General features: G+C 54.6%; 27 protein-coding genes. 20 read left to right on the top strand and 7 right to left on the bottom strand.

Translation table 11 applies throughout. The annotated features are described in order from the left end of the window. Positions 1 to 14 precede the first annotated feature (14 nt). Both EX31_RS04565 and EX31_RS04560 read left to right on the top strand, forming a co-directional pair. Positions 15 to 1,301, top strand: coding sequence for a uracil/xanthine transporter (locus tag EX31_RS04565; RefSeq protein WP_037033626.1), 1,287 nt, complete (start codon positions 15 to 17; stop codon positions 1,299 to 1,301). A 24-nt stretch (positions 1,302 to 1,325) separates the two neighbouring features. Continuing rightward, entirely contained in the window at positions 1,326 to 2,471 is a 1,146-nt protein-coding gene (locus EX31_RS04560) for a glycerate kinase (RefSeq protein WP_037033624.1), read from the top strand. 67 nt (positions 2,472 to 2,538) lie between these two features. Here EX31_RS04560 and allE read toward each other — a convergent pair whose 3' ends face one another. Genes allE through allD form a run of 3 tightly spaced genes read right to left on the bottom strand, consistent with a single transcriptional unit; the run spans position 2,539 to position 5,654 of the window. Next, positions 2,539 to 3,330, bottom strand: coding sequence for a (S)-ureidoglycine aminohydrolase (allE, locus tag EX31_RS04555; RefSeq protein WP_037033623.1), 792 nt, complete (start codon positions 3,328 to 3,330; stop codon positions 2,539 to 2,541). Positions 3,331 to 3,352: 22 nt separating this feature from the next. Then, positions 3,353 to 4,579 (bottom strand): allantoate deiminase, encoded by a 1,227-nt coding sequence (gene allC, locus EX31_RS04550; RefSeq protein WP_037033621.1) that lies wholly within the window; start codon positions 4,577 to 4,579, stop codon positions 3,353 to 3,355. 25 nt (positions 4,580 to 4,604) lie between these two features. Further along, positions 4,605 to 5,654 carry an ureidoglycolate dehydrogenase gene (gene allD / locus EX31_RS04545; protein WP_037033619.1) on the bottom strand — a complete coding sequence of 350 codons (1,050 nt, stop codon included), beginning with the start codon at positions 5,652 to 5,654 and terminating at the stop codon, positions 4,605 to 4,607. Between the two features lie 297 nt (positions 5,655 to 5,951). Here allD and fdrA point away from each other — a divergent pair, with 297 nt between their 5' ends. Genes fdrA through EX31_RS04525 form a run of 4 tightly spaced genes read left to right on the top strand, consistent with a single transcriptional unit; the run spans position 5,952 to position 10,588 of the window. Further along, a complete protein-coding gene (gene fdrA / locus EX31_RS04540; protein WP_037033616.1) occupies positions 5,952 to 7,619 on the top strand; it encodes an acyl-CoA synthetase FdrA in 1,668 nt (555 codons plus the stop codon). Positions 7,620 to 7,652: 33 nt separating this feature from the next. Beyond that, complete coding sequence (locus EX31_RS04535) at positions 7,653 to 8,921, top strand: YlbE family protein (RefSeq protein WP_037033614.1); 1,269 nt, start codon at positions 7,653 to 7,655, stop codon at positions 8,919 to 8,921. Then, positions 8,918 to 9,679 (top strand): oxamate carbamoyltransferase subunit AllH family protein, encoded by a 762-nt coding sequence (locus tag EX31_RS04530; RefSeq protein WP_037033613.1) that lies wholly within the window; start codon positions 8,918 to 8,920, stop codon positions 9,677 to 9,679. The genes EX31_RS04535 and EX31_RS04530 overlap by 4 nt, the downstream gene beginning before the upstream one ends. A gap of 9 nt (positions 9,680 to 9,688) precedes the next feature. Beyond that, positions 9,689 to 10,588 (top strand): carbamate kinase, encoded by a 900-nt coding sequence (locus EX31_RS04525; protein ID WP_013573653.1) that lies wholly within the window; start codon positions 9,689 to 9,691, stop codon positions 10,586 to 10,588. Between the two features lie 31 nt (positions 10,589 to 10,619). On the opposite strand, the gene EX31_RS04520 is transcribed toward EX31_RS04525, so the two are convergent. Both EX31_RS04520 and EX31_RS04515 read right to left on the bottom strand, forming a co-directional pair. Next, positions 10,620 to 10,865, bottom strand: a complete 246-nt coding sequence (locus tag EX31_RS04520) for a YheU family protein (protein ID WP_013573654.1) — start codon at positions 10,863 to 10,865, stop codon at positions 10,620 to 10,622. Then, positions 10,862 to 11,857, bottom strand: coding sequence for a hydrolase (locus EX31_RS04515; RefSeq protein WP_037033612.1), 996 nt, complete (start codon positions 11,855 to 11,857; stop codon positions 10,862 to 10,864). The genes EX31_RS04520 and EX31_RS04515 overlap by 4 nt, the downstream gene beginning before the upstream one ends. Before the next feature lie 100 nt (positions 11,858 to 11,957). On the opposite strand from EX31_RS04515, the gene EX31_RS04510 reads away from it, so the two are divergent. Next, on the top strand, positions 11,958 to 12,560 hold the full coding sequence (locus tag EX31_RS04510) for a LysE family translocator (RefSeq protein ID WP_013573656.1): 603 nt from the start codon (positions 11,958 to 11,960) through the stop codon (positions 12,558 to 12,560). 60 nt (positions 12,561 to 12,620) lie between these two features. Here EX31_RS04510 and EX31_RS04505 read toward each other — a convergent pair whose 3' ends face one another. After that, on the bottom strand, positions 12,621 to 14,537 hold the full coding sequence (locus tag EX31_RS04505; protein ID WP_013573657.1) for an ABC transporter ATP-binding protein: 1,917 nt from the start codon (positions 14,535 to 14,537) through the stop codon (positions 12,621 to 12,623). A gap of 129 nt (positions 14,538 to 14,666) precedes the next feature. Between EX31_RS04505 and kefG the strand changes: the two genes are divergently transcribed. The 4 genes from kefG to slyD all read left to right on the top strand — a co-directional run bounded on the left by kefG (position 14,667) and on the right by slyD (position 18,115). Continuing rightward, the gene (kefG, locus tag EX31_RS04500; protein WP_014411531.1) at positions 14,667 to 15,221 is read left to right on the top strand and encodes a glutathione-regulated potassium-efflux system ancillary protein KefG; all 555 of its coding nucleotides are present in this window, start codon (positions 14,667 to 14,669) and stop codon (positions 15,219 to 15,221) included. Continuing rightward, a complete protein-coding gene (gene kefB / locus EX31_RS04495; RefSeq protein WP_013573659.1) occupies positions 15,221 to 17,029 on the top strand; it encodes a glutathione-regulated potassium-efflux system protein KefB in 1,809 nt (602 codons plus the stop codon). The genes kefG and kefB overlap by 1 nt, the downstream gene beginning before the upstream one ends. 78 nt (positions 17,030 to 17,107) lie before the next feature. Continuing rightward, positions 17,108 to 17,311, top strand: a complete 204-nt coding sequence (locus EX31_RS04490) for a YheV family putative zinc ribbon protein (protein WP_037033611.1) — start codon at positions 17,108 to 17,110, stop codon at positions 17,309 to 17,311. A 198-nt stretch (positions 17,312 to 17,509) separates the two neighbouring features. Then, entirely contained in the window at positions 17,510 to 18,115 is a 606-nt protein-coding gene (slyD, locus tag EX31_RS04485; RefSeq protein WP_037033610.1) for a peptidylprolyl isomerase, read from the top strand. A 66-nt stretch (positions 18,116 to 18,181) separates the two neighbouring features. Here slyD and EX31_RS04480 read toward each other — a convergent pair whose 3' ends face one another. Next, positions 18,182 to 18,400 (bottom strand): protein SlyX, encoded by a 219-nt coding sequence (locus EX31_RS04480; RefSeq protein WP_014411533.1) that lies wholly within the window; start codon positions 18,398 to 18,400, stop codon positions 18,182 to 18,184. A 293-nt stretch (positions 18,401 to 18,693) separates the two neighbouring features. Between EX31_RS04480 and fkpA the strand changes: the two genes are divergently transcribed. From fkpA to EX31_RS04435, 9 genes are all read left to right on the top strand, one after another. Next, the gene (fkpA, locus tag EX31_RS04475) at positions 18,694 to 19,548 is read left to right on the top strand and encodes an FKBP-type peptidyl-prolyl cis-trans isomerase (RefSeq protein ID WP_037033606.1); all 855 of its coding nucleotides are present in this window, start codon (positions 18,694 to 18,696) and stop codon (positions 19,546 to 19,548) included. A gap of 264 nt (positions 19,549 to 19,812) precedes the next feature. Then, the gene (locus EX31_RS04470) at positions 19,813 to 20,535 is read left to right on the top strand and encodes a helix-turn-helix transcriptional regulator (RefSeq protein ID WP_013573664.1); all 723 of its coding nucleotides are present in this window, start codon (positions 19,813 to 19,815) and stop codon (positions 20,533 to 20,535) included. Next, the gene (gene tusD / locus EX31_RS04465) at positions 20,532 to 20,924 is read left to right on the top strand and encodes a sulfurtransferase complex subunit TusD (protein WP_013573665.1); all 393 of its coding nucleotides are present in this window, start codon (positions 20,532 to 20,534) and stop codon (positions 20,922 to 20,924) included. Before EX31_RS04470 ends, tusD begins: the two co-directional genes overlap by 4 nt. A gap of 22 nt (positions 20,925 to 20,946) precedes the next feature. Further along, positions 20,947 to 21,306 (top strand): sulfurtransferase complex subunit TusC, encoded by a 360-nt coding sequence (tusC, locus tag EX31_RS04460; protein ID WP_013573666.1) that lies wholly within the window; start codon positions 20,947 to 20,949, stop codon positions 21,304 to 21,306. A 13-nt stretch (positions 21,307 to 21,319) separates the two neighbouring features. Then, positions 21,320 to 21,607 carry a sulfurtransferase complex subunit TusB gene (gene tusB / locus EX31_RS04455; protein ID WP_037033604.1) on the top strand — a complete coding sequence of 96 codons (288 nt, stop codon included), beginning with the start codon at positions 21,320 to 21,322 and terminating at the stop codon, positions 21,605 to 21,607. Positions 21,608 to 21,750: 143 nt separating this feature from the next. Continuing rightward, a complete protein-coding gene (gene rpsL / locus EX31_RS04450) occupies positions 21,751 to 22,125 on the top strand; it encodes a 30S ribosomal protein S12 (protein ID WP_013573668.1) in 375 nt (124 codons plus the stop codon). 96 nt (positions 22,126 to 22,221) lie between these two features. Next, complete coding sequence (gene rpsG, locus EX31_RS04445) at positions 22,222 to 22,692, top strand: 30S ribosomal protein S7 (protein ID WP_005969574.1); 471 nt, start codon at positions 22,222 to 22,224, stop codon at positions 22,690 to 22,692. Positions 22,693 to 22,788: 96 nt separating this feature from the next. Continuing rightward, entirely contained in the window at positions 22,789 to 24,903 is a 2,115-nt protein-coding gene (gene fusA / locus EX31_RS04440) for an elongation factor G (protein ID WP_013573669.1), read from the top strand. Between the two features lie 71 nt (positions 24,904 to 24,974). Further along, a partial coding sequence (locus EX31_RS04435; RefSeq protein WP_037033599.1) for a GTP-binding protein occupies positions 24,975 to 25,367 on the top strand: 393 nt, incomplete at its 3' end.

Below are 25,367 nucleotides of genomic sequence, written 5' to 3'. Positions count from 1 at the left end.
TCAGCCAGATTGTCATGATGTTATTTCCCAGAGCGCAAATCCTGCCGGGTATCCAGTGGTTCTTCTTCATTTTCTGCAACACGGTGGTTATCCCGCCGACGTTACAGTCTGCGTTTCAGCTTTCCGATGCGGCCACGCTGTGCCTGATGCAATACTCTTTTATCGCCACCGGGCTGGCGTGCGTGGCGCAGGCGGCGCTCGGCCACGGCCGCGCCATTATGGAAGGGCCGACCGGATTGTGGTGGGGCGTGATCCTCACCGTGACGCTGGCGGAAGCCGCGCAAGGGACGCCGCTGCCGGTGATCGGCGGCAGTCTGGCTGTGGGTATCGCACTTTCCGGTGTGATCACCGTGCTGATTGGCCTGAGCGGGCTTGGTCATCGTATCGCCGTGTTGTTTCGTCCGGCGGTGATGATGGTGTTTATGTTTTTACTCGGTGCCCAACTGCTGTCGCTGTTTATTAAAGGCATGCTGGGGCTCCCTTTTGGCGTGCCGCAGGGGCCGGTGGCTATTGATTTTCCGGCGTTCCTGCTGGCGCTCGCCGTGGCGGCGCTGGTGGTCGGTATTGTGGTCTGGCTGCCGTCACCGTGGAATAAATATGGCCTGCTGGCTGGTACGTTGCTCGGTTGGGCGGCATATCGGATCATTTTCCCGCAGGCCGTCAGCCCGGGCACCGGCACAGACTGGCAGTGGTTTCCGCTGGGCGCGCCGCAGGAATTACGCGGTGGTATTATCCTGACCGCCACGATGACCGGGATGCTGAATATTTCGAATACTTTTGGCGCGCTGCGCGGCACCCAGATTTTTTACCCGCAGCAGACCCCGCAATATCGCCGCAGTTTTGTGGTTTCCGGCCTGTTTACCCTGGGATCGGCTGTTCTGGGCATCGTGCCTTTTTCGCCGTTTGTCTCATCGATTGGCCTGCTGACGCAAACCAATGACAACCGCAAAGCACCGTTTATTCTCGGCGCGCTGGTGGTGGTTGCCATTGGTCTGTTTACGCCGCTGACGGCGTTTTTCGCCCGCATCCCGTTGAGCATCAGCAGCGCCGTGTTGCTGGTGTCTTATCTGCCTCTGCTCAGTTCGTCGCTGTCATTTCTGCCCCACATCAGGCTCAGCAGCCGCAATGTTTACCGTCTGGCGATCCCGCTGTTTGCCGGGATTTTCCTGATGGGGCTGCCTGCCGGATATGTGCAGCAGGTGCCGCTGTGGCTGCGTCCGCTGCTGAGTAATGGTTTGCTGACCGGCGTGATGCTGGCGATTTCGCTGGAAAATTTATTGCCCTGGGACCGGGTTCACTGAGTCCCCATTACCGAAGGATTGAAGATGAAAATTATTATTGCGCCCGATTCATTCAAGGAAAGTTTAAGTGCGGAATGTGCGGCGATGGCGATTGAAGACGGGTTTCGCGCTGTGTTCCCGGAACTCGAGGCTGTCCGTCTGCCGGTTGCTGACGGCGGCGAAGGCACGGTGGATGCGCTGATTGCCGCGACCGGCGGGCATCGCATTGATATTGAGGTGACAGACCCGCAGGGACATCGCGTGCGTGGTTTTTACGGCGTGAACGGCAAAGGTGATTGTGCGGTGATTGAAATGGCCGCCGCCAGCGGTCTGATGCTGGTGCCCGCCGGACAGCGTGACCCGCTCGCGGCCACCAGTTTCGGCACCGGTGAGTTAATCCGTCATGCACTGGACGGCGGTATCCGCCATATCATTTTAGGCATTGGTGGCAGCGCGACCGTTGATGGCGGCATTGGCATGGTACAGGCGCTCGGCGGCCGTTTTACCGATGCGCAGGGCATTGATCTGCCGTGGGGCGGCGCCGCGCTGGCGCAACTGGCGGCTATTGATCTGAGCGCACTGGATCCGCGTTTAGCGCAGTGCCGGATTGAAGTGGCGTGCGATGTGGAAAATCCGCTGACCGGCCCGTGCGGTGCGGCGGCAGTATTCGGCCCGCAAAAAGGCGCGTCGGCACAAGATGTTCAGGTTCTGGACGCGGCGCTGGCCCATCTGGCGGCGGTTATTTTCCGCCATCTCGGCGTTAACGTGCTTGAGTGGCCAGGCGGCGGCGCGGCGGGCGGAATGGGTGTGGCGGCTCGGTTGTTCCTGCGTGGCAACATGCGTTCCGGTATCGACATTATTATGGATGCCATCGGGCTGGAAGAGGCGATGCAAGGTGCTACGCTGGTGATCACCGGCGAAGGGCGGCTGGATCAGCAGACCATTAACGGCAAAGCGCCGGTCGGTGTGGCGAGACTTGCACAACGCTACCATGTGCCGGTGATCGGGCTGGCGGGCATTCTGGGCGAAGGAGTGGAAGTCGTACATCAGCACGGGCTGGATGCCGTATTCAGTATTCTCCCACGCCTCGCGCCACTGGAAACGGTGCTGGAGCAGGGGGAGGAAAACCTGCGATACGCTGCGCAAAATCTTGCCCGTGTTTACCGGCTGGGCATGAAGGCCTCATCCTGACGTTATCGGTTTCTCAAAACACAAAAACCGCCAGCGATGGCGGTTTTCTTATTACATTCACGAACCGTTAAAGTTCGACGTCGCGGTTACAGTCTTTCGAATAGATATAGCTCAGCGGCTCATCGCGCCCCACGGCATAACAGGCCTGCGGACAGTACGCCCCCATAAAGATATAGTCGTTTTTCTTCACCGGGATCCAGTGGTTATCCAGGTTATACATGCCTTCACCGCTGAGGATCAGCGCACCATGCTCCTGCACGTGCGTCTCCACATAGCCGTGGCAGGCACCTGGCGCAAACGTCAGAATATGAATGTTCATATCGAACCCCAGATCCGCAGGGAGTAAATCCTGCACAATCACATCCGACATGCCTTCGTAGTGGATTTTTTCCAGCTGATGCACGTTGTTGCTCACCACATGCGGCTGGAAACCACTGACTGGCGTATAGCGTTTTTTATAGAGGAATAAGCGGCTGTTCTGGCCGCCGTTGGCATTCACCAGCGTCATGCTCACGCCCGGCGGGCAGTAAAGATATCCACCGCTTTCCAGCCGGTAATCCTGACCTTCGGCATTCGCAGTGATGTTACCGTCGATCACGTAGACGAAGGTTTCGATATGCGCGTCGCCGCCGAAGCCCGCCAGGTTTTTCCCCCCTTCCAGCATGTTGACCAGATAATCCACAAAGGTCGCGCCCAGTTTCGGCGTCGCCAGAATGGTGATTTCACAGCGCTCAAAACCGGGCAGGGTATTTTTGACCAGACCGTCGGGTTCAATCAGCGCATAATTCCCGCGTTTGATGATGGAACGGTTAGAAAGTAAATCATTGATATAGCCTGTTTTTTGGTTGATATAACCCATTGTAAACTCCCTTTAAGACAGATTAATAAGCCAGTTGATGCAGCATTTTCGCCAGCATTTCCACGCCCGCGGCCAGATCGGCAACAGCGGTGTTTTCTGCCGGGTTGTGGCTGATACCCGCAATGCTGGGAACGAACAGCAGGCAGGTCGGTACGCAGGCGGCGAAAATCTGCGCGTCGTGCCCGGCGCCGCTGTGCATCACGCGGTAACGGCTGTTTTGTTCACGGCACAGGGCGTCGAGTTGCGCCACCAGTTGTTTGTCCATGGGCACCGGCGCTTCATCCATCCATAAATCAATGTCGATGCCGATGCCGCGTTCCTGGCAAATCCGCCGCATGGTGGCTTCCAGTTCTGTGGTAAACGCCAGCAGCGCCTGCTGATCGGTGTGGCGGCAATCAATGCTGAACACGGTTTTACCTGGCACGACATTAACGGTACCCGGCACCGGCACCACTTTGCCGAAGGTCAGCACCAGCGGGTCGCCGTGCGCTTCGGCGCTTTCGGTGGCCGTCACGCAAATCTGACTGAATGCCTGAAGGGTATCTTTGCGGTAACTCATCGGCGTAGTGCCCGCGTGATTGGCGGTGCCGGTCAGGGTCACGGTATAGCGGCGCTGACCGACAATCGCATGCACCACGCCGAGTTGCTGCTGATTGCGTTCGAGCACGCTGCCCTGCTCGATATGCAGTTCGACAAAGGCTTTGATATCGCGGCGGGCGGGCAACGGAGAACCGGGCAGCGTGAAACCACATTGCCGCATCGCATCGGTAAATTTCACGCCCTGCGCATCGGTGATGTTGCGCACATCGGCAGGATCGGCCTGTCCGACAATGTTTTTACTGCCCCAGAAAACATAGGGAAAACGGCTGCCTTCTTCTTCGGCCAGTGACACCACTTCCAGCGTGCGGCGCGGCGTGCCAAAGGTGTCTTTCAGATAGCGCATGGCGATAAAGGCGGCGAGCACACCGAACTGTCCGTCGAGATGGCCGCCGCTGACCACCGTATCGATATGCGAGCCGGAGAGAATGACCTCGTCTTTGCGGTCACTGCCTTCGATGCGGCCATATAAATTGCCCACGGCGTCGAAACGGGTGGCGAACCCATTCTGCGTCATCCGCCGTTTTAACTGATTTTGCGTTTCCAGCCATTCGGGGGAATAAAGCAGGCGGGAAATACCGCCAGCCGGATCTGCGCCAAATACCGATAACCAGTCGAGCTGACTTTCTACGTGCTGATAAAAGGGCGACATAGCATATTCACCTTTAAATAAATAATTAATGTGCGAAAGGAGATTGTGTTTGATAAGTGTGGGTATAAAGCTCCTCGGAAATTAAATAACGATAAATGTCATCTATCAGTTCTATTCCATTGGCTTTCGTATGCTCTTCATGAATATCCAGGTTCTGGCCCGGATACAGCACTTTTTCAAAACCCGGCGCCGGACGAAGTGCCACTAATTCGGCCAGCATCTGGCTGATATTTTTTCTGAATATCTGAGAAGAGGTAAAGAACGCCGGATTAATCACAATGTGCAACTGGCCGAGGTCACGACCGGCGGTGAGGTCTTCATACATCGAGCTGACGGAGCGCCCGAACGGCAGGCCGAGCAAAATACCGGACAACACATCGACCATCATCATCAGGCCGTAGCCTTTCGGGCCGGACATCGGCAGAAGCGCTTCGACGGCATAAGGATCGGTGGTGGGATTGCCTGCGCCATCTACCGCCCAGGTGTCAGGGATTTTTTCATTGCGCGCCCGGGCATCAAGGATTTTCCCCCACGCCTGCACGGTGGTCGCCATGTCAAAGGTGATGATTTGCTCCCCTTCGCCAGGTGCGGCAAAGGCAATCGGGTTGGTGCCGTAATAGATGTCGGCGGAACCAAACGGCACTACCATCGGGTCAGACTGGCAAACGGAAACCGCGATCAGACCGGCTTTGGCCGCGCGGTGAACGAAATAAGACAGCGCGCCGCAATGCCCCATCTGTCGGATTCCCACCACGGCGACGCCTTTGGTTTTTGCCATGTCGATGGCATGTTCCATCGCCAGGTTTGCTGCGACGTGTCCGGGGCCGTTATCGGCATGCAGAATGCCGCTGCACGGCCCGGTTTCTTCCCACTGCAACGCCGGAGAGGTGTTGGTGCCGCCTCTGGCAATACGTTCGGCATAATATTCAACCCGCACCGCGCCGTGAGAATGGATGCCTCTGGCATCAGCATAAGAGAGCACGTCGGCCACCACGGCGGCATGTTCCGGCGTTAAACCGGCGGTGGTGAGTTTGCGGGCAATAAGCTGGTGTAATTCTTCGCGACTGACCTTCATCTGGCGTTCCTTATTTGCAGCGAATGAGGCGTTGAATAGCGAAGAAAATACGGGATATCCCGCGTGAGAATGTGATCTGAATAACTAATCAGGGATAGCGAAAATCAATTTGCTAATGCGCATTTTTTCTTATTAATTTTTTATTTAATCGTTATTCATTATTTAATTTTTTCACATGTAAATCAGCGTGGTTATTTAATTAAACCTGACAATAAATCAAGTGTGAGCCAGTTCACCTTGCGAGGTTTTATTTCTGCGTAGCCTGCGCCTCACCGTCTGAAAATATAAGGGAAGCAGATGATCCACGCCTGTATTAAAAAAGGAAGTTTTCAGGATTCCGTCAGCCTGATGATTATTTCCCGCCAGCTCAGTGAATCACCGGACGTTGACGATGTATCGGTGATGATGGGGACACCCGCCAATAAAGCGTTATTAGAAGCCACCGGTTTCTGGCATGCCTGTTTTGAACAGGCGACGCCGAATGATATCTGTGTGGCGGTGCGTAGCGAAAGTCGCGATGCAGGCATTATTGCTGCGATTACCGCACAGCTTGAAGACGCCTTAAAAGCCATGTCAGCCGGGCAACGCGGCGGGCGATCTCTGCCGGTAGCGCGCCGTTTTTCCAGCGCGGAACAACGCCTTCCTGACGCTAATCTGATGCTGATTTCCATTGCGGGCGAGTATGCCGCCGGGCTGGCGCATCAGGCGCTCGACAGTGGCCGCAACGTGATGATTTTCTCTGATAACGTCACGCTGGAAGACGAAATCGCGCTTAAACAAAAAGCCTGTGAGAAAGGGTTGCTGGTGATGGGGCCGGATTGCGGCACCGCCATTATTGCCGGTGCACCGCTGGCGTTTGCCAATGTGTTGCCGCAAGGCGTGATTGGCGTGGTCGGCGCATCCGGTACCGGCATTCAGGAACTGACGTCGCAAATTGCGCTGAACGGACAGGGCATTTCGCAGGCTATCGGCCTCGGAGGACGCGATCTTTCCGCGCAGGTCGGCGGCATCAGTGCGCTGACGTCGCTGAAGATGCTGGCGGAGGATCCGCAAAGTCAGGTGCTGGCCTTTGTCTCCAAACCCCCGGCAGATGCCGTTCGCCTGAAAGTGATGGCAGCGATGAAAGCTATTCGTAAGCCAGTGGTGGCGCTGTTTCTCGGTGCGCCGGTCAGCCAGGCGCGTGACGGCAATGTCTGGCTGGCATCGACCCTCGATGAAGCGGCACGCATCGCCTGCCTGCTGGCGCGGGTGGTTCAGGTTGCCGCATCACAACCTGATGTCACGGGTAAAAAAATCGCCGGATTGTTTACCGGTGGCACGCTGGCCGCCGAGGCCGCAATGGTGCTGGCCGGTCTGCTGGACGTGGAAGCCGATCATGCCCATGAGCACGGCACCATGCTTGACCACAACGGACACCGCATCATTGATTTGGGCGACGATTTCTACACCGTTGGCAAACCGCATCCGATGATTGACCCGACCTCGCGGGAACAGCTGATTCTCGGGCTGGCCGGTAAATCTGAAACCGGCGTGCTGCTGCTGGATGTGGTCATTGGTTATGGCGCGCAGCGCGATCCGGCCGGTTCGGTGGCAACGGCTGTCAGGCAACTGATGACGCAGCGCGCCCGACATGCGCCGCTGGTGGTGATCGCCATGGTGACGGGCAGTGAGCAGGATCCGCAGTGCCGTTCGCAGCAAATCGCCCTATTGCGCGAGGCGGGCATTTTGGTGGTGCAAACCCTGCCGGAAGCCACGCTGCTCGCACACACCTTATGTACCCAAACTGCCGTGACACCTGCGGCATCAACTTGCCCGCTGTTGTCGCAGGTCGCGGTGATCAACGCCGGACTGCGCAGTTTTGCGCTGGATTTGCAATCGGCTTCGGTGCCGGTCGTGCACTACCCATGGTCGCCCGTTGCGGGTGGCAATCTCCGGCTGGCCAGCTTGTTAAAACAACTGGGCTGAGCCGCTTCCCCTCTTCGGATAACGAGACATCTTATGAAAAATACCCTCGAACAGGCCAATACCGCCGTTATCGAACGCATTCGTCAGGCGCGCCCGCACTGGCTTGATGTTCAGCCCGCCCGTCAGGTGATCCCGGTGCTGAATCAGGGAAAAACCCTGCTGCATGCAGGCCCGCCTGTCTGCTGGGAAGACATGACCGGCCCGGTGCGCGGTGCCTGCATCGGCGCCTGTCTGTTTGAAGGCTGGGCGCAGGATGAACAACGTGCGTTGCAATTGCTGAATAGTGGCGAAATCCGGTTTGTGCCTTGCCATCACGTCAGTGCGGTCGGGCCGATGGGCGGTATCACGTCGGCGAACATGCCGGTGCTGGTGATCGGCAATCTCACTGACGGCAACCGTGCTTTCTGCAACATGAACGAAGGTATCGGCAAGGTGATGCGTTTCGGTGCCTATGGACCGGATGTTCAGATGCGTTTGCGCTGGATGCGCGACGTGCTGGCACCGGCACTGAGTGGCGCGTTGCATCGTCTCGAGCGCGGTATCGATTTAACGGCGATGATGGCGCAGGGCATTACGATGGGCGATGAATTCCATCAGCGCAATATCGCCACTTCGGCGTTACTGATGCGTACGCTGGCACCGCAACTGGCGGCAGGCAATCTGGATAAAACCACGCTGACTGACGTTTTGCATTTTCTGAGTACGACCGATCAGTTCTTCCTCAATCTGGCGATGGCTTACTGCAAGGCGGCGATGGATGCCGGTGCGGCCATCGGCAAAGGCAGTATCGTCACCGCCATGACCCGCAACGGCAAAGAGTTTGGTATCCGCGTCAGCGGCCTCGGTGATCGCTGGTTTACCGCACCGGTGAATATGCCGCAGGGATTGTTCTTCAGCGGCTACAGCCAGGAGGATGCCAACCCGGACATGGGCGACAGCGCGATCACTGAAACCTTTGGCGTCGGCGGCGCAGCGATGATTGCCGCGCCGGGTGTGACCCGTTTTGTCGGCGCGGGCGGGATGGATGCCGCCATCACCGTGTCTGAAGAGATGGCGGAAATCTTCCTCGAACGCAACATGATGCTGCAAATTCCCGGCTGGGATTTTCAGGGCGCCTGCCTTGGACTGGATGTGCGGCGTGTGGTGGAAACCGGCATCACGCCGCTGATTAACACCGGCATTGCTCACCGCGAACCGGGGATTGGTCAGATTGGTGCCGGCACGGTACGTGCGCCGCTGGCCTGCTTCGAACAGGCGCTGGAGGCTCTGGCGGAACACCTCGGGGTGCATCCTCAGGTATGAATATTCCCGCACCGCTGGCGGTCAGCGCTCACGCACCGGTATGTCCCGGTGACTGGCAGGTTGTTGGTTTGTTTTCCCGCGCCATCAACCTGAGCAATGAGCGGGGCGAATGGCTGACACTGCATCGATACGGCAAAGGGTTGAGCCCGATGGGATGGCTGTTGCGGGCGCGGGATTTTGAAGGGCTACTCAGTCGTCTGACGTTGGGCGATGTGATGCGGGCGGGTGCTGAAAACCCGCCCGCGCGCAGGCTGGATTTGCACGTAACACAAGGCGCGCGGCCGCTTTACGACTATGTGCACGGTGTTCTGGCCGGATGCCCGCAGCTTACGGGGCTGTTCGGTGAGCTTCGTCAGGTTGTCCGTGAACCGCCCGGCGGAGAACTGGCGCATATTCAGCATCAGTTATTGCGGCAGTTGCAGGGGCATCGCGTTGACTGGCAGAACGTAGTGGGTAAAGGCGCGGGGCTGACACCGAGCCACGACGACACGCTGACCGGCATGTTGCTGGTGTGTGCGGCGCGCGGGTTGCCGGTCGGTGACTTTTTTGATCATACACCGGACCTGCGCACGCTCACGTCATCGTTCAGTTGCGCCTATCTGCATCATGCGGTGAGAAGACAATTTTCCACCCCATTGCTGCATCTGATTCGTGCCCGGCGCGCAGAGCAGGTTCTGGCGCTGGGGCACACGTCGGGTGCCGATACGCTGCTTGGCGTCTGGCTGGCATTGACGCTTTTCAGGGAACACTTTCTTTAAGGAGGAAACATGGAAACTTTAGTGGTCGCACTGGGCGGTAATGCGCTTTTACAACGTGGCGAATGCCTGTCGGCTGAAAATCAGTATCGCAATATTGCGACGGTGGCCGGTGCGCTGGCGCGGCTGGCGACGCGCTACCGTCTGGCGATTGTTCACGGCAACGGACCCCAGGTCGGATTGTTGTCATTACAAAATCAGGCGTATACGGAGGTGCCCGCCTATCCGCTGGATATTCTGGTCGCAGAAACACAGGGCATGATCGGGTTTATGCTGGCGCAAATGCTCGGGCAGCAGACGGGTATGCCAGAGGTGTCCACCGTGCTGACGCGCATTGAAGTCGACAGCCGCGATCCGGCGTTTGCCTCTCCCGAAAAATTTATCGGGCCGGTGTACCCGCCGGGATCTCAGCAGGAACTGGAAAACCTGCATGGCTGGAAAATGAAAGCCGACGGGGCTTATTTGCGCCGCGTGGTGGCGTCACCCGTGCCTAAGCGGATTGTGGATATCGACGCTATTCAGCAATTGCTGGCGCGCGGGCACGTGGTGATTTGTAATGGCGGTGGCGGCATTCCGGTGTTTGAAGATGGCAACGGCGCGCAGGCGGTAATCGACAAGGATTTGTCGGCAGCGCTGCTGGCGCGTCAACTGAAGGCGCAAAAGCTGGTGATCCTGACCGATGCCGATGCGGTGTATGAACACTGGGGCACGCCGCAGCAACGGGCGATCCGTCGTGCGACGCCCGCGCAGCTCGCGCCTTTTGCGCAAAACGACGGTTCGATGGGCCCCAAAGTTGCGGCGGTCAGCGCGTTTGTGAATTACAGCGGCTATCCGGCCTATATCGGCGCGCTGGATCAGATCGAGGCGGTGCTGGCGGGAGACGCCGGAACCTGTATTTCGGCAACGGCGTAAGAAAACGGCTCCGCATCGACGGAGCCGTGAGTTACCAGTCCTGCGGGGTTTCTTCCTGCCCGGCGCGGAACTGACCACGCGGCATAATGTTCAGCGTTTCATGCAGTTCTGACCAGACCAGCACAACCTCGCCGCTTTTCAGCTGACGCTTCACGTCATCGACTTTTTGTTCCAGCGATCGTTCCTGCTCGCCGTAATCGGTGCCTTCGCGCAATACGAAGGATTCCACCACGCTGGTGAGCAGTTCAGCGTCCAGTTCCTGCCAGGGAATAATCACTCTGTTGTTTCCTTAGTCTTATTTTCTAAATACGGGGCGATCCAGGCCGGAATGCGCTGTTCCAGCCACATCTGCGGATGACGTAAGCTGCCGGAAACAAACCCGACATGTCCGCCATGTTCTGTTAACTGATATTCCACGCAATCCGGTAAATTTTCTGCTTTCGGGATGACCTCCGGCGTCATAAACGGGTCGTCTTTGGCGTGGATAATCAGCAACGGCGTTCTGATCTGCGCCAGTAACGGCAGGCCGCTGCACCGGCGGTAATAATCCAGCGCGTCGGTAAATCCGTGCGCTTTTGAGGTGATGGCGTCATCGAATTCACGAAGGTAACGCATGGCTTTTAGCTGTTCCAGCGTGACGGGCAATGTGCCCGGATATTTCGCCAGTTTGCGCGAGGCATTGCCTTTGAGCTGATCGAGCAGATAGCGCTGATAAATCCGTGATGAACCTTGTTCCAGCCGGTAAGCGCAAGGTTCCAGCATCAGCGGCGCGGAGACCACCACGGCGGCGCTCAGCGTACACGTTTCCCCTTCCTGCCCGAGATAACAGGCCAGCATATTGCCGCCGAGCGACACGCCCACCGCGCCGGTCGGGACTTCGCCATAAGTTTCATTGAGCCAGCGAATGAAAAAACGGGCGTCTTCGGTTTCGCCGGAATGGTAAATACGTAGCAGTTTATTGGGTTCACCGCTGCATCCGCGAAAATGCATCACGACGCCGAGCCAGCCTTTGTCTTTCCAGGCCTGCAATAGACCGTGGGCGTAAGGGCTGAAGAAACTGCCTTCCAGTCCGTGAAACAGGATCATGCGTGGTTTATGTCGCGCCTGTTCCGGGTCTTCAGTCCAGGCTAAATCCAGAAAATCACCGTCCGGCGTATCCAGCCTTTGCCAGTGAGGTTTGAGTTTTGCGTGCCGCCGAACGAGCCGCGGTAACAGCGTCTGGATGTGAGGATTACTGGCCCCGCGCAGGGGGCGAAAGGATTCAAACATAAGATGAATAAATTTCTCTTAAGAGACTCTTGTGCGATCAATATCACGCTGTTAGCTTCAATGCTATCGCACATCTTTCGGGTCGGAGAACCCAAATTAAATGGAACCTGGTTTATTTTTCTCGATGCTCGGATTTTTATGGGTCGCCGCTATCACCCCTGGCCCGAACAATATGTTGTTAACCACGTCTGGCGCTAACTTCGGGTTCTTCCGCTCACTCTGGCTGATGGTCGGCATTATGCTTGGCATGCAAAGTATTTTGCTGCTGGTGGCGTTTGGGGTCGGCGGGCTCATCACGATTTATCCTGCGTTACATCTGTTCCTCAAAATCGCCGGTAGCCTGTATCTGCTGTGGCTGGCGTGGAAGATTGCGACATCTGCCTATGAAAAACTGGAAACCGGCGCCCCGCCACCCAGGCCGATCCGCTTGTATCAGGGCTGGTTGCTGCAATTCCTCAACCCGAAAGCGTGGCTGATGGGGCTGGGCGCGGTCGCGAGCTTCAGTCTGGCCGGTGCCGCCTATAACCACTCTATTGCTGGTATCAGCCTCGGGATGTTCCTGGTCAATCTGGTATCCGGGATCATCTGGCTTGGCTTCGGTACCGTAATTGGCCGCCTGCTGCGCAGCAGGCGTGCGTGGTATACCTTTAATATCGCGATGGGGATCCTGACCGCCGCCTGCGTATTGCTGATCTGGCACTGATTTGCAGACAAAAGAAAGGCGCCGTCGTGGCGCCTTTCTCATTTCTTACCGAACGATCTTCTAGTCGAGATCAAAGGCTTTCGACATGTCTTCCAGTTGTTCCTGTGCATCGAGCCAGGTCATTTCGGTCTCTTCCAGCGCGCCTTTCACTTTGGTCTGCTGTTGCAGACATTCGGTGAGATCGGCTTTACGGCTGTTGTCGTAAATCGCGGAATCAGCCAGACGCTCTTCAATGGTCGCCAGTTCTGTACTTAATTTTTCCATCTGCGCTTCAAGTTTGGTGATTTGCTTACGCAGCGGTTGGGTCTGATTGCGGAAATCGGCTTCGCGACGTTTCTGGTCTTTACGCGACTGCGCGCTGTTAACGCCGCCGTCTTTGGCCGGTGCGTCCTGCTGGCTTTCCTGACGCTGAATGTCCACCAGCCATTGCTGATAATCTTCCAGATCGCCGTCGAACTGTTCCACTTTGCCGCCGTGTACCAGATACAAATCGTCAGTGGTGGAGCGCAGTAAGTGGCGGTCATGCGACACGACAACCATCGCGCCCTCGAAGTCGATCAGCGCTTCGGTCAGCGCCTGACGCATATCGAGATCCAGGTGGTTGGTCGGTTCATCGAGCAACAGCAGGTTAGGGCGCTGCCAGACAATCAGTGCCAGCACCAGACGCGCTTTTTCACCGCCGGAGAATCGCCCGGTAGGATCCGTCACTTTATCGCCGTGGAAACCAAATCCGCCGAGATAATCGCGCAACTGCTGTTCGGTTTCTTTGTTTGCCAGGCGTACCAGATGTTGCAGCGGTGAATCTTCTGCGCGCAGGAACTCCAGCTGATGCTGCGCGAAGTAACCGAGTTTGACGCCTTTCGCCAGACCAATGTCACCGTGAAGCGGCGGCATGGTGCCAGCCAGCAGTTTGATCAGCGTGGACTTCCCGGCCCCGTTACGGCCGAGTAAGCCGATACGTGAACCCGGCACCAGATTCAGTTTGATCGACTCCAGAATCGTGGTGTCGCCATAACCGGCGCTGACTTTTTCCATCCGCAACAGCGGATCGGGCAAACTTTCCGGCGAGCGGAAGCTAAAATGAAAAGGATTGTCGACGTGCGCCGGGGCTATCAGCTCCATGCGTTCCAGCATTTTAATACGGCTTTGCGCCTGCTTGGCTTTGGTCGCCTGCGCACGGAAACGGTCAATATAACTTTGCAGATGCGCCACTTTCTCCTGCTGACTTTCAAACAATGCCTGCTGTTGCGACAGTTTGGTCGCACGCTGGCGTTCGAAAGACGAGTAGTTACCGGTGTATTCGTTCAGCGTCTGCTGTTCGATATGCAGTATTTTATCGATGATCGGATCGAGAAAGTCCCGGTCATGGGAAATCAGCACCAGCGTGCCGGTGTAGCTTTTCAGCCATTTCTCCAGCCAGATGACGGCGTCGAGATCCAGGTGGTTAGTCGGTTCATCGAGCAGCAGTAAATCAGAACGGCAAATCAGCGCCTGCGCAAGGTTGAGACGCATGCGCCAGCCGCCGGAGAACGATTTGACTGGCTGCTGCAACTGATTCTGAGTAAAGCCCAACCCGCTGAGCAGGCTCGCCGCGCGCGCCGGAATGGTCCAGGCGTTGATGGCGTCGAGTTTACCGTGCAGCGTGGCGATGGCGTGGCCGTCATCACGCTCGTTAGCGTGCTGCAATTGCGCTTCCAGTTGGCGAAATTCGCGGTCACCGTCGATAACATACTCTATCGCAGGCTGGTCCAGAGCGGGTGTTTCCTGATTGACCCAGGCCAGCGCCCAGTTGGACGGAAACGTCAGGTTGCCTGCATCGGCGCTCATTTCACCTTTAAGCAGCGAAATCAGGGTGGATTTACCGCAGCCATTTTTGCCCACCAGCCCGACTTTCTGGCCGGGATTGATGGTCGCAGACGCGTTGTCCAGCAGCACGTTAGTGCCGCGTCGGATTTGTAAGGAGGAGAAAACAATCATAAAGCGCCGTGTTGAGAGTATGTTAAATTGTCATGATAATGATTTAAACAAGACGTATCGCGTCCCATTTTGTCTTTGCGAAGCATGGTAACGGAAAAACCGCACCCTGACGACGCTTTGGAGGTATTGATGTCGCAGCCACCAAAGGTTTTGCTGCTGTACGCCCACCCGGAATCACCCGATTCAGTCGCCAACCGCGTTTTGTTACAGCAGGCACAGCAACTTGAGCATGTCACCGTGCATGATTTGTACGCCCACTATCCTGATTTTTTTATTGATATCCACCGCGAACAACAACTGCTGCGTGAACACAAAGTGATTGTCTTTCAGCATCCTCTTTATACCTACAGTTGCCCGGCGCTATTGAAGGAATGGATGGATCGCGTGCTGGCCCGGGGGTTTGCCAGCGGTGCTGGCGGGAATGCGCTAAACGGCAAATACTGGCGTTCGGTCGTTACCACCGGCGAGCCGGAAGGCGCATACCGTGCGGGCGGTTATAACCGTTATCCGATGTCCGATATTATGCGTCCGTTCGAGCTGACGTCGGCGATGTGTCATATGCACTGGATGACGCCAATCGTTATTTACTGGGCACGACGTCAGAAACCTGATGTGTTGCAGAGCCATGCCGAAGCGTACGGCGAATGGCTGCAATCCCCGTTGCCGCATGGGGGGATCGTCTGATGGACGTTTCAAGTATTCCTACGGCAATCCTGCTGTTTTTATTCGCTGCGGTGGTCGCTGTGCCTCTGGCGCAACGTTTAGGTATCGGCGCGGTGCTCGGCTATTTGCTGGCGGGCATTGCCATCGGTCCGTGGGGCTTAGGTTTTATCCGTGACGTGGATGAGATCCTGCACTTCTCCGAACTGGGCGTGGTTTTCCTGATGTTTATCATCGGGCTGGAACTGAATCCCGGTAAGTTGTGGGCGCTGCGGCGGCAAATCTTTGGCGTGGGTGCCGGGCAGGTGATCCTGACCGCGCTGGTGCTTGGCGGTTTGTTGTATCTCACGAAGTTTTCCTGGCAGGCGGCGGTGATTGGTGGTATCGGGCTGGCGATGTCATCCACGGCGATGGCACTGCAACTGATGCGCGATAAAGGCATGACGCGTAACGAAGGCGGCCAGTTGGGTTTTGCCGTGCTGCTGTTCCAGGATATTGCGGTGATCCCGGCACTGGCCCTGATCCCGATTCTGGCGGGGGGTTCCGAAGGCAGCAATAACTGGGAAATGATCGGCCTGAAAGTGCTGGCCTTTGGCGGGATGTTGATTGGCGGACGCTATCTGCTGCGGCCGATTTTCCGGCTGATTGTGGCCTCCGGCGTGCGTGAAGTGTTTACCGCCGCCGCGTTGCTGGTGGTGCTCGGCTCAGCGCTGTTTATGGATACGCTGGGCTTTTCGATGGCGCTCGGGACATTCATCGCCGGGATTTTACTGGCTGAAAGTGAATATCAGCACGAACTGGAAATCGCTATCGAGCCATTTAAGGGTTTACTGCTCGGGCTGTTCTTTATTTCTGTCGGCATGGCGCTGAATCTGGGCGTGCTTTATACCCATATTTTGCTGGTGCTGGCGGGCGTGATTGTTCTGGTGACTGTAAAAGGTGCCTTGTTGTACGGGCTGTCCCGTGTATTTGGTCTGCGCACCTCGGTCCGGCTGCAATTTTCCGCCGTGCTCAGTCAGGGCGGTGAATTTGCTTTCGTGCTGTTCTCGGCGGCGGGCGCGCAGAAAGTGATTTCTTCGTCGCAGCTTTCGCTGTTGCTGGTGGTGGTGACGTTATCAATGATGACCACGCCGCTGCTGATGCAGTGGGTTGACCGGATTCTGGTGCGACGCTACAACGACGGCGAAGAAAGCGACGAAAAGCATTTTGTTCAGGATGACGAACCGCAGGTGATTATTGTCGGGTTCGGGCGTTTCGGGCAGGTGATCGGACGTTTGCTGATGGCGAACAAAATGCGCATTACGGTGCTGGAGCGTGATATCAGCGCCGTCGGGTTGATGCGAACTTACGGCTACAAAGTCTATTACGGCGATGCAACCGAACTGGAGTTACTCAGGGCGTCCGGCGCGGAAAAGGCAAAGTCGATCGTTATTACCTCCAATGAGCCGGAAGATACGATGGCTATCGTGCATTTATGCCAGCAGCATTTTCCACATCTGAATATTCTGGCGCGTGCCCGTGGCCGTGTGGAAGCGCATGAGCTTTTGCAGGCCGGCGTAGTGAATTTTTCCCGCGAGACGTTTTCTAGTGCGCTGGAGCTTGGGAAGAAAGCACTCGTGACGCTGGGCATGCATCCGCACAGTGCGTATCGCGCGCAGCAACATTTTCGCCGGCTCGACATGCGGATGTTGCGTGAACTTGTGCCGCAAAACCGCGGCGACGTTGCGCAGATTTCCCGCGTGAAAGAGGCCCGGCGAGAGCTGGAAGACATCTTTCAGAGTGAAATGCATAACGAACGTCGCCAGCTTGATGGCTGGGACGATGACGAATAGCCCGGTAGCAGAAAAATAATTTCGGTGGTTGATCGAAAACTGACCGGACGCAATATCGGAAATTTCAGGAGAAGTAACATGGCTACAACCCGTAAACGGTTCATCGCTGGTGCGGTGTGTCCGAAATGTAAGGCGATGGATACACTGGCTTTATGGCAGGAAGATCAGGTTGAAGTGGTGGAGTGTGTCAAGTGCGGACACCATCAGCGTCAGACTGACGCGCAGGTCAGCAAGAAGCTTCGCCCGGAAGAGCAGGTGATTGGTATTTTCGAACCGAAGTAGCGTTATGGCTCGTGTTTTTTTATGCTGGTAGTACAGAGACGCGGATTTCCGCTACACTCTTCGCCAAATTTATCCGATCGCGCTTTTCAGGATGATCTCATCGAAAAGTGGCCGTCACTGAATTAGCCTTAAGCGAAGTTGCGTGCGTTATGCAACGCCCGCAGACAACAAATTGAGTTTCCAACGGTAGGAGTTATCATGAAAGTAGCAAAAGACCTGGTCGTCAGCGTGGCATATCAGGTACGTACAGAAGACGGTGTGTTGGTTGATGAATCTCCGGTGAGCGCACCGTTGGATTACCTGCACGGCCATGGTTCCCTGATCTCCGGTCTGGAAACTGCACTTGATGGTCATGCAATTGGTGACGTATTTGACGTACATGTTGGCGCGAACGATGCTTACGGCAACTACGACGACAACCTGGTTCAGCGCGTGCCTAAAGACGTGTTCATGGGTGTTGATGAGCTGGAAGTCGGTATGCGTTTCCTGGCTGATACCGATCAGGGCCCGGTTCCTGTCGAAATCACTGAAGTTGATGGCGACCACGTTGTGGTTGATGGCAACCACATGCTGGCTGGCCAGAACCTGAACTTCCACGTTGAAGTGGTGGCAATCCGTGAAGCGACCGAAGAAGAACTGGCTCATGGCCATGTTCATGGCGAACACGGCCACGATCATGATCACGACCATGAACACGGTGACGGTTGCTGCGGTGGTCACGGTCACAGCCATGATCACGACCATGACCATGACCACGGTAAGAAAGGTGGTTGCGGCGGTAACGGCGGCTGCGGTTGTCATTAATCGCCCGCACAGTGATATAAACGAAAGGCGCCGCAAGGGCGCCTTTTTGTTGCGTCGCAATCCGTATCAATAATGCGGTGGCGGCGTTTCTTCCGACTGATCGGCTATCATTGATGGCTGGCTGGCACGCAGTTTGTCTGTCAGCAGGCGCAGGTGATCGTGCAGTCTGCTCATTTCCAACTGATGCTGTGTGACAATCATGTTCAGCTCTTCAATGGTAATTTCCTGGAAAGCCAGTTTGTTTTCCAGCATCTCCAGACGTTGTTCAATGGTATTTGAGTTCATCATCATTACCTCACTGTATGGCTCGTGTTGATCATGTTGTGCACTGACCTGAACCTCATCCTGTATTGTAGACCGGCGATTCTACCCGTAAAGCCGCAGGATTACCTGACCTCCCTGACGCTTTATCCGTATATCCCGATCGTGTGACGAAACTTATTGATGTAAAAAAGGTCGGAATAAGACGCTAATGGCGTGTATAGAGATTGTTTTGTCGTGAGACGGACAGTTATAGTAACCGCCGAACTTTCGTAATTATTACCAGAGGTCACAGATTTCTGGTCCTGGAGAAATGGATGAAATCACTGTTTAAAGTAACTCTGCTGGCAACCACCATGGCTATCGCCCTGAATGCCACTCAGGTTATGGCTGCTGAAGCCACAGCACCGGCCGCTGCTGCAACTGCGCCAGCCGCTGCCCCTGCTGCAACTGCTCCGGCAGCAACAGATACGGCCAAATTCAAAAGTGATGATGAGCAGGCTGCGTATGCTCTGGGTGCATCGCTGGGTCGCTACATGGACAACTCCCTGAAAGAGCAAGAAAAGCTGGGCATCAAACTGGATAAAGACCAGTTGATCGCCGGTGTTCAGGATGCGTTCGCGAACAAAAGCAAACTGTCTGATCAGGAGATCGAGCAGACTCTGCAAACCTTCGAAGGCCGTGTGAAAGCATCAGCACAGGCTAAGATGGAGCAGGACGCGAAAGCTAACGCTGACAAAGGCGACAAATTCCGTGCTGATTTCGCCAAAGAAAAAGGCGTGAAGAAAACTGAGTCAGGTCTGTTGTATCAGGTTGAAAAACCAGGTGCCGGCGCAGCGCCTAAAGACAGCGATACCGTTGTCGTTAACTACAAAGGTACCCTGACCGACGGTACAGAGTTTGATAATTCTTATACCCGCGGTGAGCCGCTGTCCTTCCGTCTGGACGGTGTAATTCCTGGCTGGACTGAAGGCCTGAAACACATCAAGAAAGGTGGCAAAATCAAGCTGGTCATCCCACCGGCACTGGCCTACGGTAAAACTGGCGTTCCGGGGATCCCGGCTAACTCCACTCTGGTGTTCGATGTTGAACTGCTGGATGTGAAAGCGGCACCTAAGGCTGACCCGAAAGCAGCTGAAAAACCTGCTGAAGCAGCACCAAAAGCAAACTAAGTTGCTGCTGAGCTGTTGCAGAAAACCGTCGCTAAATGCGGCGGTTTTTTTTCGCCTCTCACTTTTCTTGCCGCCTGTCCTTCATTTTATTGAGGTTACTCTATGATGATAACTTGACGCTTTTGTTTCCCCGGCATAACGTCACAGATCCATATAATCGTAAGGCCGTTTTTTCTGTGTCTTTGATACAGTAACGACCGTGGAATGATGAATAATGCGTCCTGACTCCCGTTGGAAGGCGCGATAGAGAGGGTGGTAGCTTCGATGTCTAATTCGCTTATAACTGGCGAAACCGGTGAACTGGATTTGCTGGACCAACGTCCGTTCAGCCAGGTCGATCATGAGATTTTGTCTTCATACGAGGCCGTGGTGGACGGGCTTGCGATGCTGATCGGTGAGCATTGCGAAATTGTTCTGCATTCACTGGAAGACCTGAAATGTTCAGCGGTCCGTATTGCTAATGGTGAGCATACTGGTCGTAAAATCGGCTCGCCAATTACGGATTTAGCGCTGCGCATGTTGCATGACATGACCGGTGCGGACAGTAATGTGTCCAAAGCTTATTTCACCCGCGCGAAAAGTGGTGTGTTGATGAAATCCGTCACCATCGCTATTCGCAACCGTGAGCAACGCGTGATTGGCTTACTGTGCATCAACATGAATCTTGACGTACCTTTCTCGCAAATCATTCAGACCTTTATGCCGCCTGAGACGCAGGAAGTGGCATCGTCCGTTAACTTCGCGTCATCCGTAGACGATCTGGTGGCTCAGACGCTGGAATTCACCATTGAAGAAGTCAACGCTGACCGCAACGTATCTAACAATGCGAAGAACCGTCAGGTGGTTCTGAATCTTTATGAAAAGGGTATTTTTGATATCAAAGACGCGATTAATCAGGTTGCGGATCGCCTCAACATTTCTAAGCACACGGTCTACCTGTATATCCGCCAGTTTAAAAGCGGTGATCTGGTGGGGAACGAACGTTGAAACTGCGTTACTGCCTGCTGGTCACCGGCCCTGCATACGGCACTCAGCAAGCCAGTGCCGCGTATCAGTTTGCACTGGCGCTGATCGCCAGCGGTCATCATCTCGACAGCGTGTTTTTTTATCGTGAAGGTGTGCTCAATGGTAATTTGCTTTCCGCGCCGGCATCCGATGAATTCGATTTAGTCCGATCCTGGCAGCGCATGGCGGCAGATTACCAGGTGGCACTCAATGTGTGCGTCGCTGCCGCATTACGCCGCGGTGTGATAGATGAAACAGAAGCCCATAATCAGGGGCACGGGCAGACTAACTTGCAGCCGGGTTTTACCCTGACCGGACTGGGCAGTCTGGCTGAAGCTTCGTTGACCTGCGATCGTCTGGTGCAGTTCTGATGTGTGAATGCAGGGAGCAATAATGAAGAAGATCGCGTTTGTATTCACCCAGGGTCCGCACGGAACGTCTGCAGGACGGGAAGGGCTGGATGCGTTGCTGGCAACGTCAGCGCTGACCGAAGATATTGGTGTATTTTTCATTGCTGATGGTGTTTTCCAGTTAATGCCAGCGCAGCAGCCGGAAAAAATTTTGGCGCGTAATTATATTGCCACGTTCGGTGTGTTATCTCTTTACGATGTCGATCAGTGTTTCGTTTGTGAAGAGTCATTAAAGACACGGGGCCTGTCGGCTGGCCATGAATGGGTTCTGGATGTTGAGCCGTTGCCCGTGACTGAAATTCGCCAGCGGCTGGCCGAATATGATGTGGTAATGACGTTTTAAATCAGGAAACTCCATGCTTTTTACTCTTGCCAATTCCCCGCAACATTGTGATTTTTCATTGCTTATTCACATGATCGCCCAGGACGATGCGCTTCTGCTGATGCAGGATGGCGTGCTGGCTGCACTTGATGGCAGTGAGGCATGCAACCTGATGAGTCAGCATGTGCAGTCCATTTATGTTTTAAGCGAAGATTTGGCGGCTCGTGGTCTGGTTGGTCAAATTTCACACAGAATCACATTGATCGACTATACTGGTTTCGTCGCGCTGACTGAGAAACATGCCCAGCAAACAGCATGGTGAAACAACGATGTGCTGTATATTTCTTGACACCCTCTTAGGTCAGCCCTAAAATTCTGCGTCCCCATATTAGCTAATGCTTTTTATGGGGCGATTTATCACGCGTTTACAAAGTAGTTTATGAACCAAAATCCAGGAGCTTTTTAATGGCAACAATTAATCAGCTGGTACGCAAACCACGCTCTACGAAGGTTGCTAAAAGCAACGTTCCAGCGCTGGAAGCTTGCCCGCAGAAACGTGGCGTATGTACTCGTGTATATACCACCACTCCTAAAAAACCAAACTCCGCACTGCGTAAAGTCTGCCGTGTGCGTTTGACTAACGGTTTTGAAGTTACCTCCTACATCGGCGGTGAAGGTCACAACCTGCAGGAACACTCCGTGATCCTGATCCGTGGCGGTCGTGTAAAAGACTTGCCAGGTGTGCGTTATCACACCGTCCGTGGCGCACTGGACTGTTCAGGCGTTAAGGATCGTAAGCAATCTCGTTCTAAATACGGCGTTAAAAAGCCGAAGTCTTAATGGTTCTCCGTTAAGTAAGGCCAAACATTTTCACTTTACTGTCAAAATAAACTCTTAGAGTTTTGGACAATCCTGAATTAACAACGGAGTATTTCCATGCCACGTCGTCGCGTCATTGGTCAACGTAAAATCCTGCCAGATCCTAAGTTCGGATCCGAACTGCTGGCAAAATTCGTCAACATTCTGATGGTAGATGGTAAAAAATCTACTGCAGAAGCAATCGTCTACACTGCTCTTGAGACCCTGGCTCAACGTAGCGGTAAAGGCCACCTGGAAGCTTTCGAAGTCGCACTGGACAACGTTCGTCCGACTGTCGAAGTTAAGTCCCGCCGCGTAGGTGGTTCTACTTATCAGGTTCCAGTTGAAGTCCGTCCGGTTCGTCGTAATGCTCTGGCAATGCGTTGGATCGTTGAAGCTGCTCGTAAACGCGGTGATAAATCCATGGCTCTCCGCCTGGCGAACGAACTTTCTGATGCTGCAGAGAACAAAGGTACTGCAGTTAAGAAACGTGAAGACGTTCACCGTATGGCTGAAGCCAACAAGGCGTTCGCCCACTACCGCTGGTAATCACTTAGCAGTAGTTATGCTAACCAAGCGGGCGCTTCAAGAAGCCAACCCGCTTGGGTTAACTGAACTTGAACGTCCTAGTTATAGAGGAATCAAATGGCTCGTAAAACACCCATTGAGCGCTACCGTAACATTGGTATCAGTGCTCACATCGACGCCGGTAAGACAACCACTACCGAACGTGTTCTGTTCTACACCGGTGTAAACCACAAAATCGGTGAAGTTCATGATGGCGCAGCCACCATGGACTGGATGGAGCAGGAACAGGAACGTGGTATTACCATCACGTCCGCTGCCACCACCTGTTTCTGGTCAGGTATGGCTAAGCAGTTCGAACCACACCACATCAACATCATTGACACCCCAGGGCACGTTGACTTCACCATCGAAGTAGAACGTTCCATGCGTGTTCTTGATGGCGCGGTAATGGTTTACTGTGCTGTTGGCGGTGTTCAGCCACAGTCTGAGACCGTATGGCGTCAGGCAAACAAATATAAAGTTCCTCGTATCGCGTTCGTTAACAAAATGGACCGTATGGGTGCTAACTTCCTGAAAGTTGTTGACCAGATTGAAAAACGTCTGGGCGCAACTCCGGTGCCACTGCAACTGGCAATCGGCGCGGAAGAGAAATTCACCGGTGTTGTTGACCTGGTGAAGATGAAAGCTATCAACTGGAACGAAGCTGATCAGGGCGTTACCTTCGAATACGAAGAAATCCCTGCCAACATGCAAGAACTGGCTGAAGAATGGCGTCAGAAACTGGTTGAAGCCGCTGCTGAAGGCTCTGATGAGCTGATGGAGAAATTCTTTGGTGGCGAAGAGCTGACTGAAGAAGAGATCAAAACTTCTCTGCGTAAGCGCGTTCTGAACAACGAAATCATCCTGGTTACCTGTGGTTCTGCGTTTAAAAACAAAGGCGTACAGGCAATGCTGGATGCTGTTGTTGAGTATCTGCCAGCACCAACTGACGTTGAAGCTATCAACGGCCTGTTGGACGACGGTAAAGACACTCCGGCAGTTCGCCATTCTGACGATTCAGAGCCGTTCTCTGCTCTGGCGTTCAAAATCGCTACTGACCCATTCGTGGGTAACTTGACGTTCTTCCGTGTTTATTCCGGTCTCGTCAACTCAGGTGACACTGTATTTAACCCAGTGAAATCTCAGCGTGAACGTCTGGGTCGTATCGTTCAGATGCACGCTAACAAGCGTGAAGAAATCAAAGAAGTTCGTGCGGGCGATATCGCTGCTGCGATCGGTCTGAAAGACGTGACTACAGGTGATACCCTGTGTGATCCGGATAACGTGATTATCCTGGAACGCATGGAATTCCCTGAGCCGGTAATCTCCGTTGCGGTAGAACCAAAAACCAAAGCTGACCAGGAAAAAATGGGTCTGGCTCTGGGCCGTCTGGCAAAAGAAGACCCATCATTCCGCGTTTGGACTGATGAAGAGTCTGGCCAGACAATCATCGCAGGTATGGGTGAACTTCACCTGGATATCCTGGTTGACCGTATGCGTCGTGAATTTAACGTTGAAGCTAACGTCGGTAAGCCGCAGGTTGCATACCGTGAAGCTATCCGCGCTAAAGTTACCGATGTTGAAGGTAAACACGCTAAGCAGTCTGGTGGTCGCGGTCAGTATGGTCACGTTGTGATCGACATGTACCCATTAGAACCTGGCACAAATCCGAAAGGGTATGAGTTTGTCAACGAAATCAAAGGTGGTGTAATTCCTGGTGAATTCATCGGCGCGATTGACAAAGGCATCCAGGAACAGCTGAAGTCTGGTCCACTGGCCGGTTACCCGGTAGTCGATCTGGGCGTGCGTCTGCACTTCGGTTCTTACCATGACGTTGACTCCTCCGAGCTGGCGTTTAAACTGGCCGCTTCTATTGCCTTTAAAGATGGCTTTAAGAAAGCGAAACCAGTCCTGCTTGAACCGATCATGAAGGTTGAAGTAGAGACTCCGGAAGAGAACACTGGTGACGTCATCGGTGACCTTAGCCGCCGTCGTGGTATGCTGAAAGGCCAAGAATCTAACGCTACTGGCGTTGTGATTCATGCTGAAGTTCCGCTTTCCGAAATGTTCGGTTATGCAACTCAGCTGCGTTCACTGACCAAAGGCCGTGCATCTTACTCCATGGAATTCCTGAAGTACGATGATGCGCCGAATAACGTGGCCCTGGCCGTTATTGAAGCTCGTGGCAAATAAGCCACTGGTTTAAACACAATGATCCCGTGCTCTCTCTTTGAAGGGAGAGCACAAGAGTAAGGAATATAGCCGTGTCTAAAGAAAAATTTGAACGTAACAAACCGCACGTTAACGTTGGTACTATCGGCCACGTTGACCACGGTAAAACTACCCTGACTGCAGCAATCACTACCGTTCTGGCTAAAACCTACGGCGGTTCTGCACGCGCATTCGACCAGATCGATAACGCACCAGAAGAAAAAGCTCGTGGTATCACCATCAACACTTCTCACGTTGAATATGACACCCCGACTCGTCACTACGCGCACGTTGACTGCCCAGGGCACGCCGACTACGTGAAAAATATGATCACCGGTGCTGCACAGATGGACGGCGCTATCCTGGTTGTTGCTGCAACTGACGGCCCTATGCCTCAGACTCGTGAGCACATCCTGCTGGGTCGCCAGGTTGGCGTTCCATACATG

The sequence above is a fragment of the Rahnella sp. WP5 genome (assembly GCF_000745615.1).
Classification (GTDB): Bacteria; Pseudomonadota; Gammaproteobacteria; order Enterobacterales; family Enterobacteriaceae; genus Rahnella; species Rahnella aceris.
Note: the sequence above shows the minus strand (reverse complement) of the source record. Positions and strands in the feature narration are given on the sequence as shown.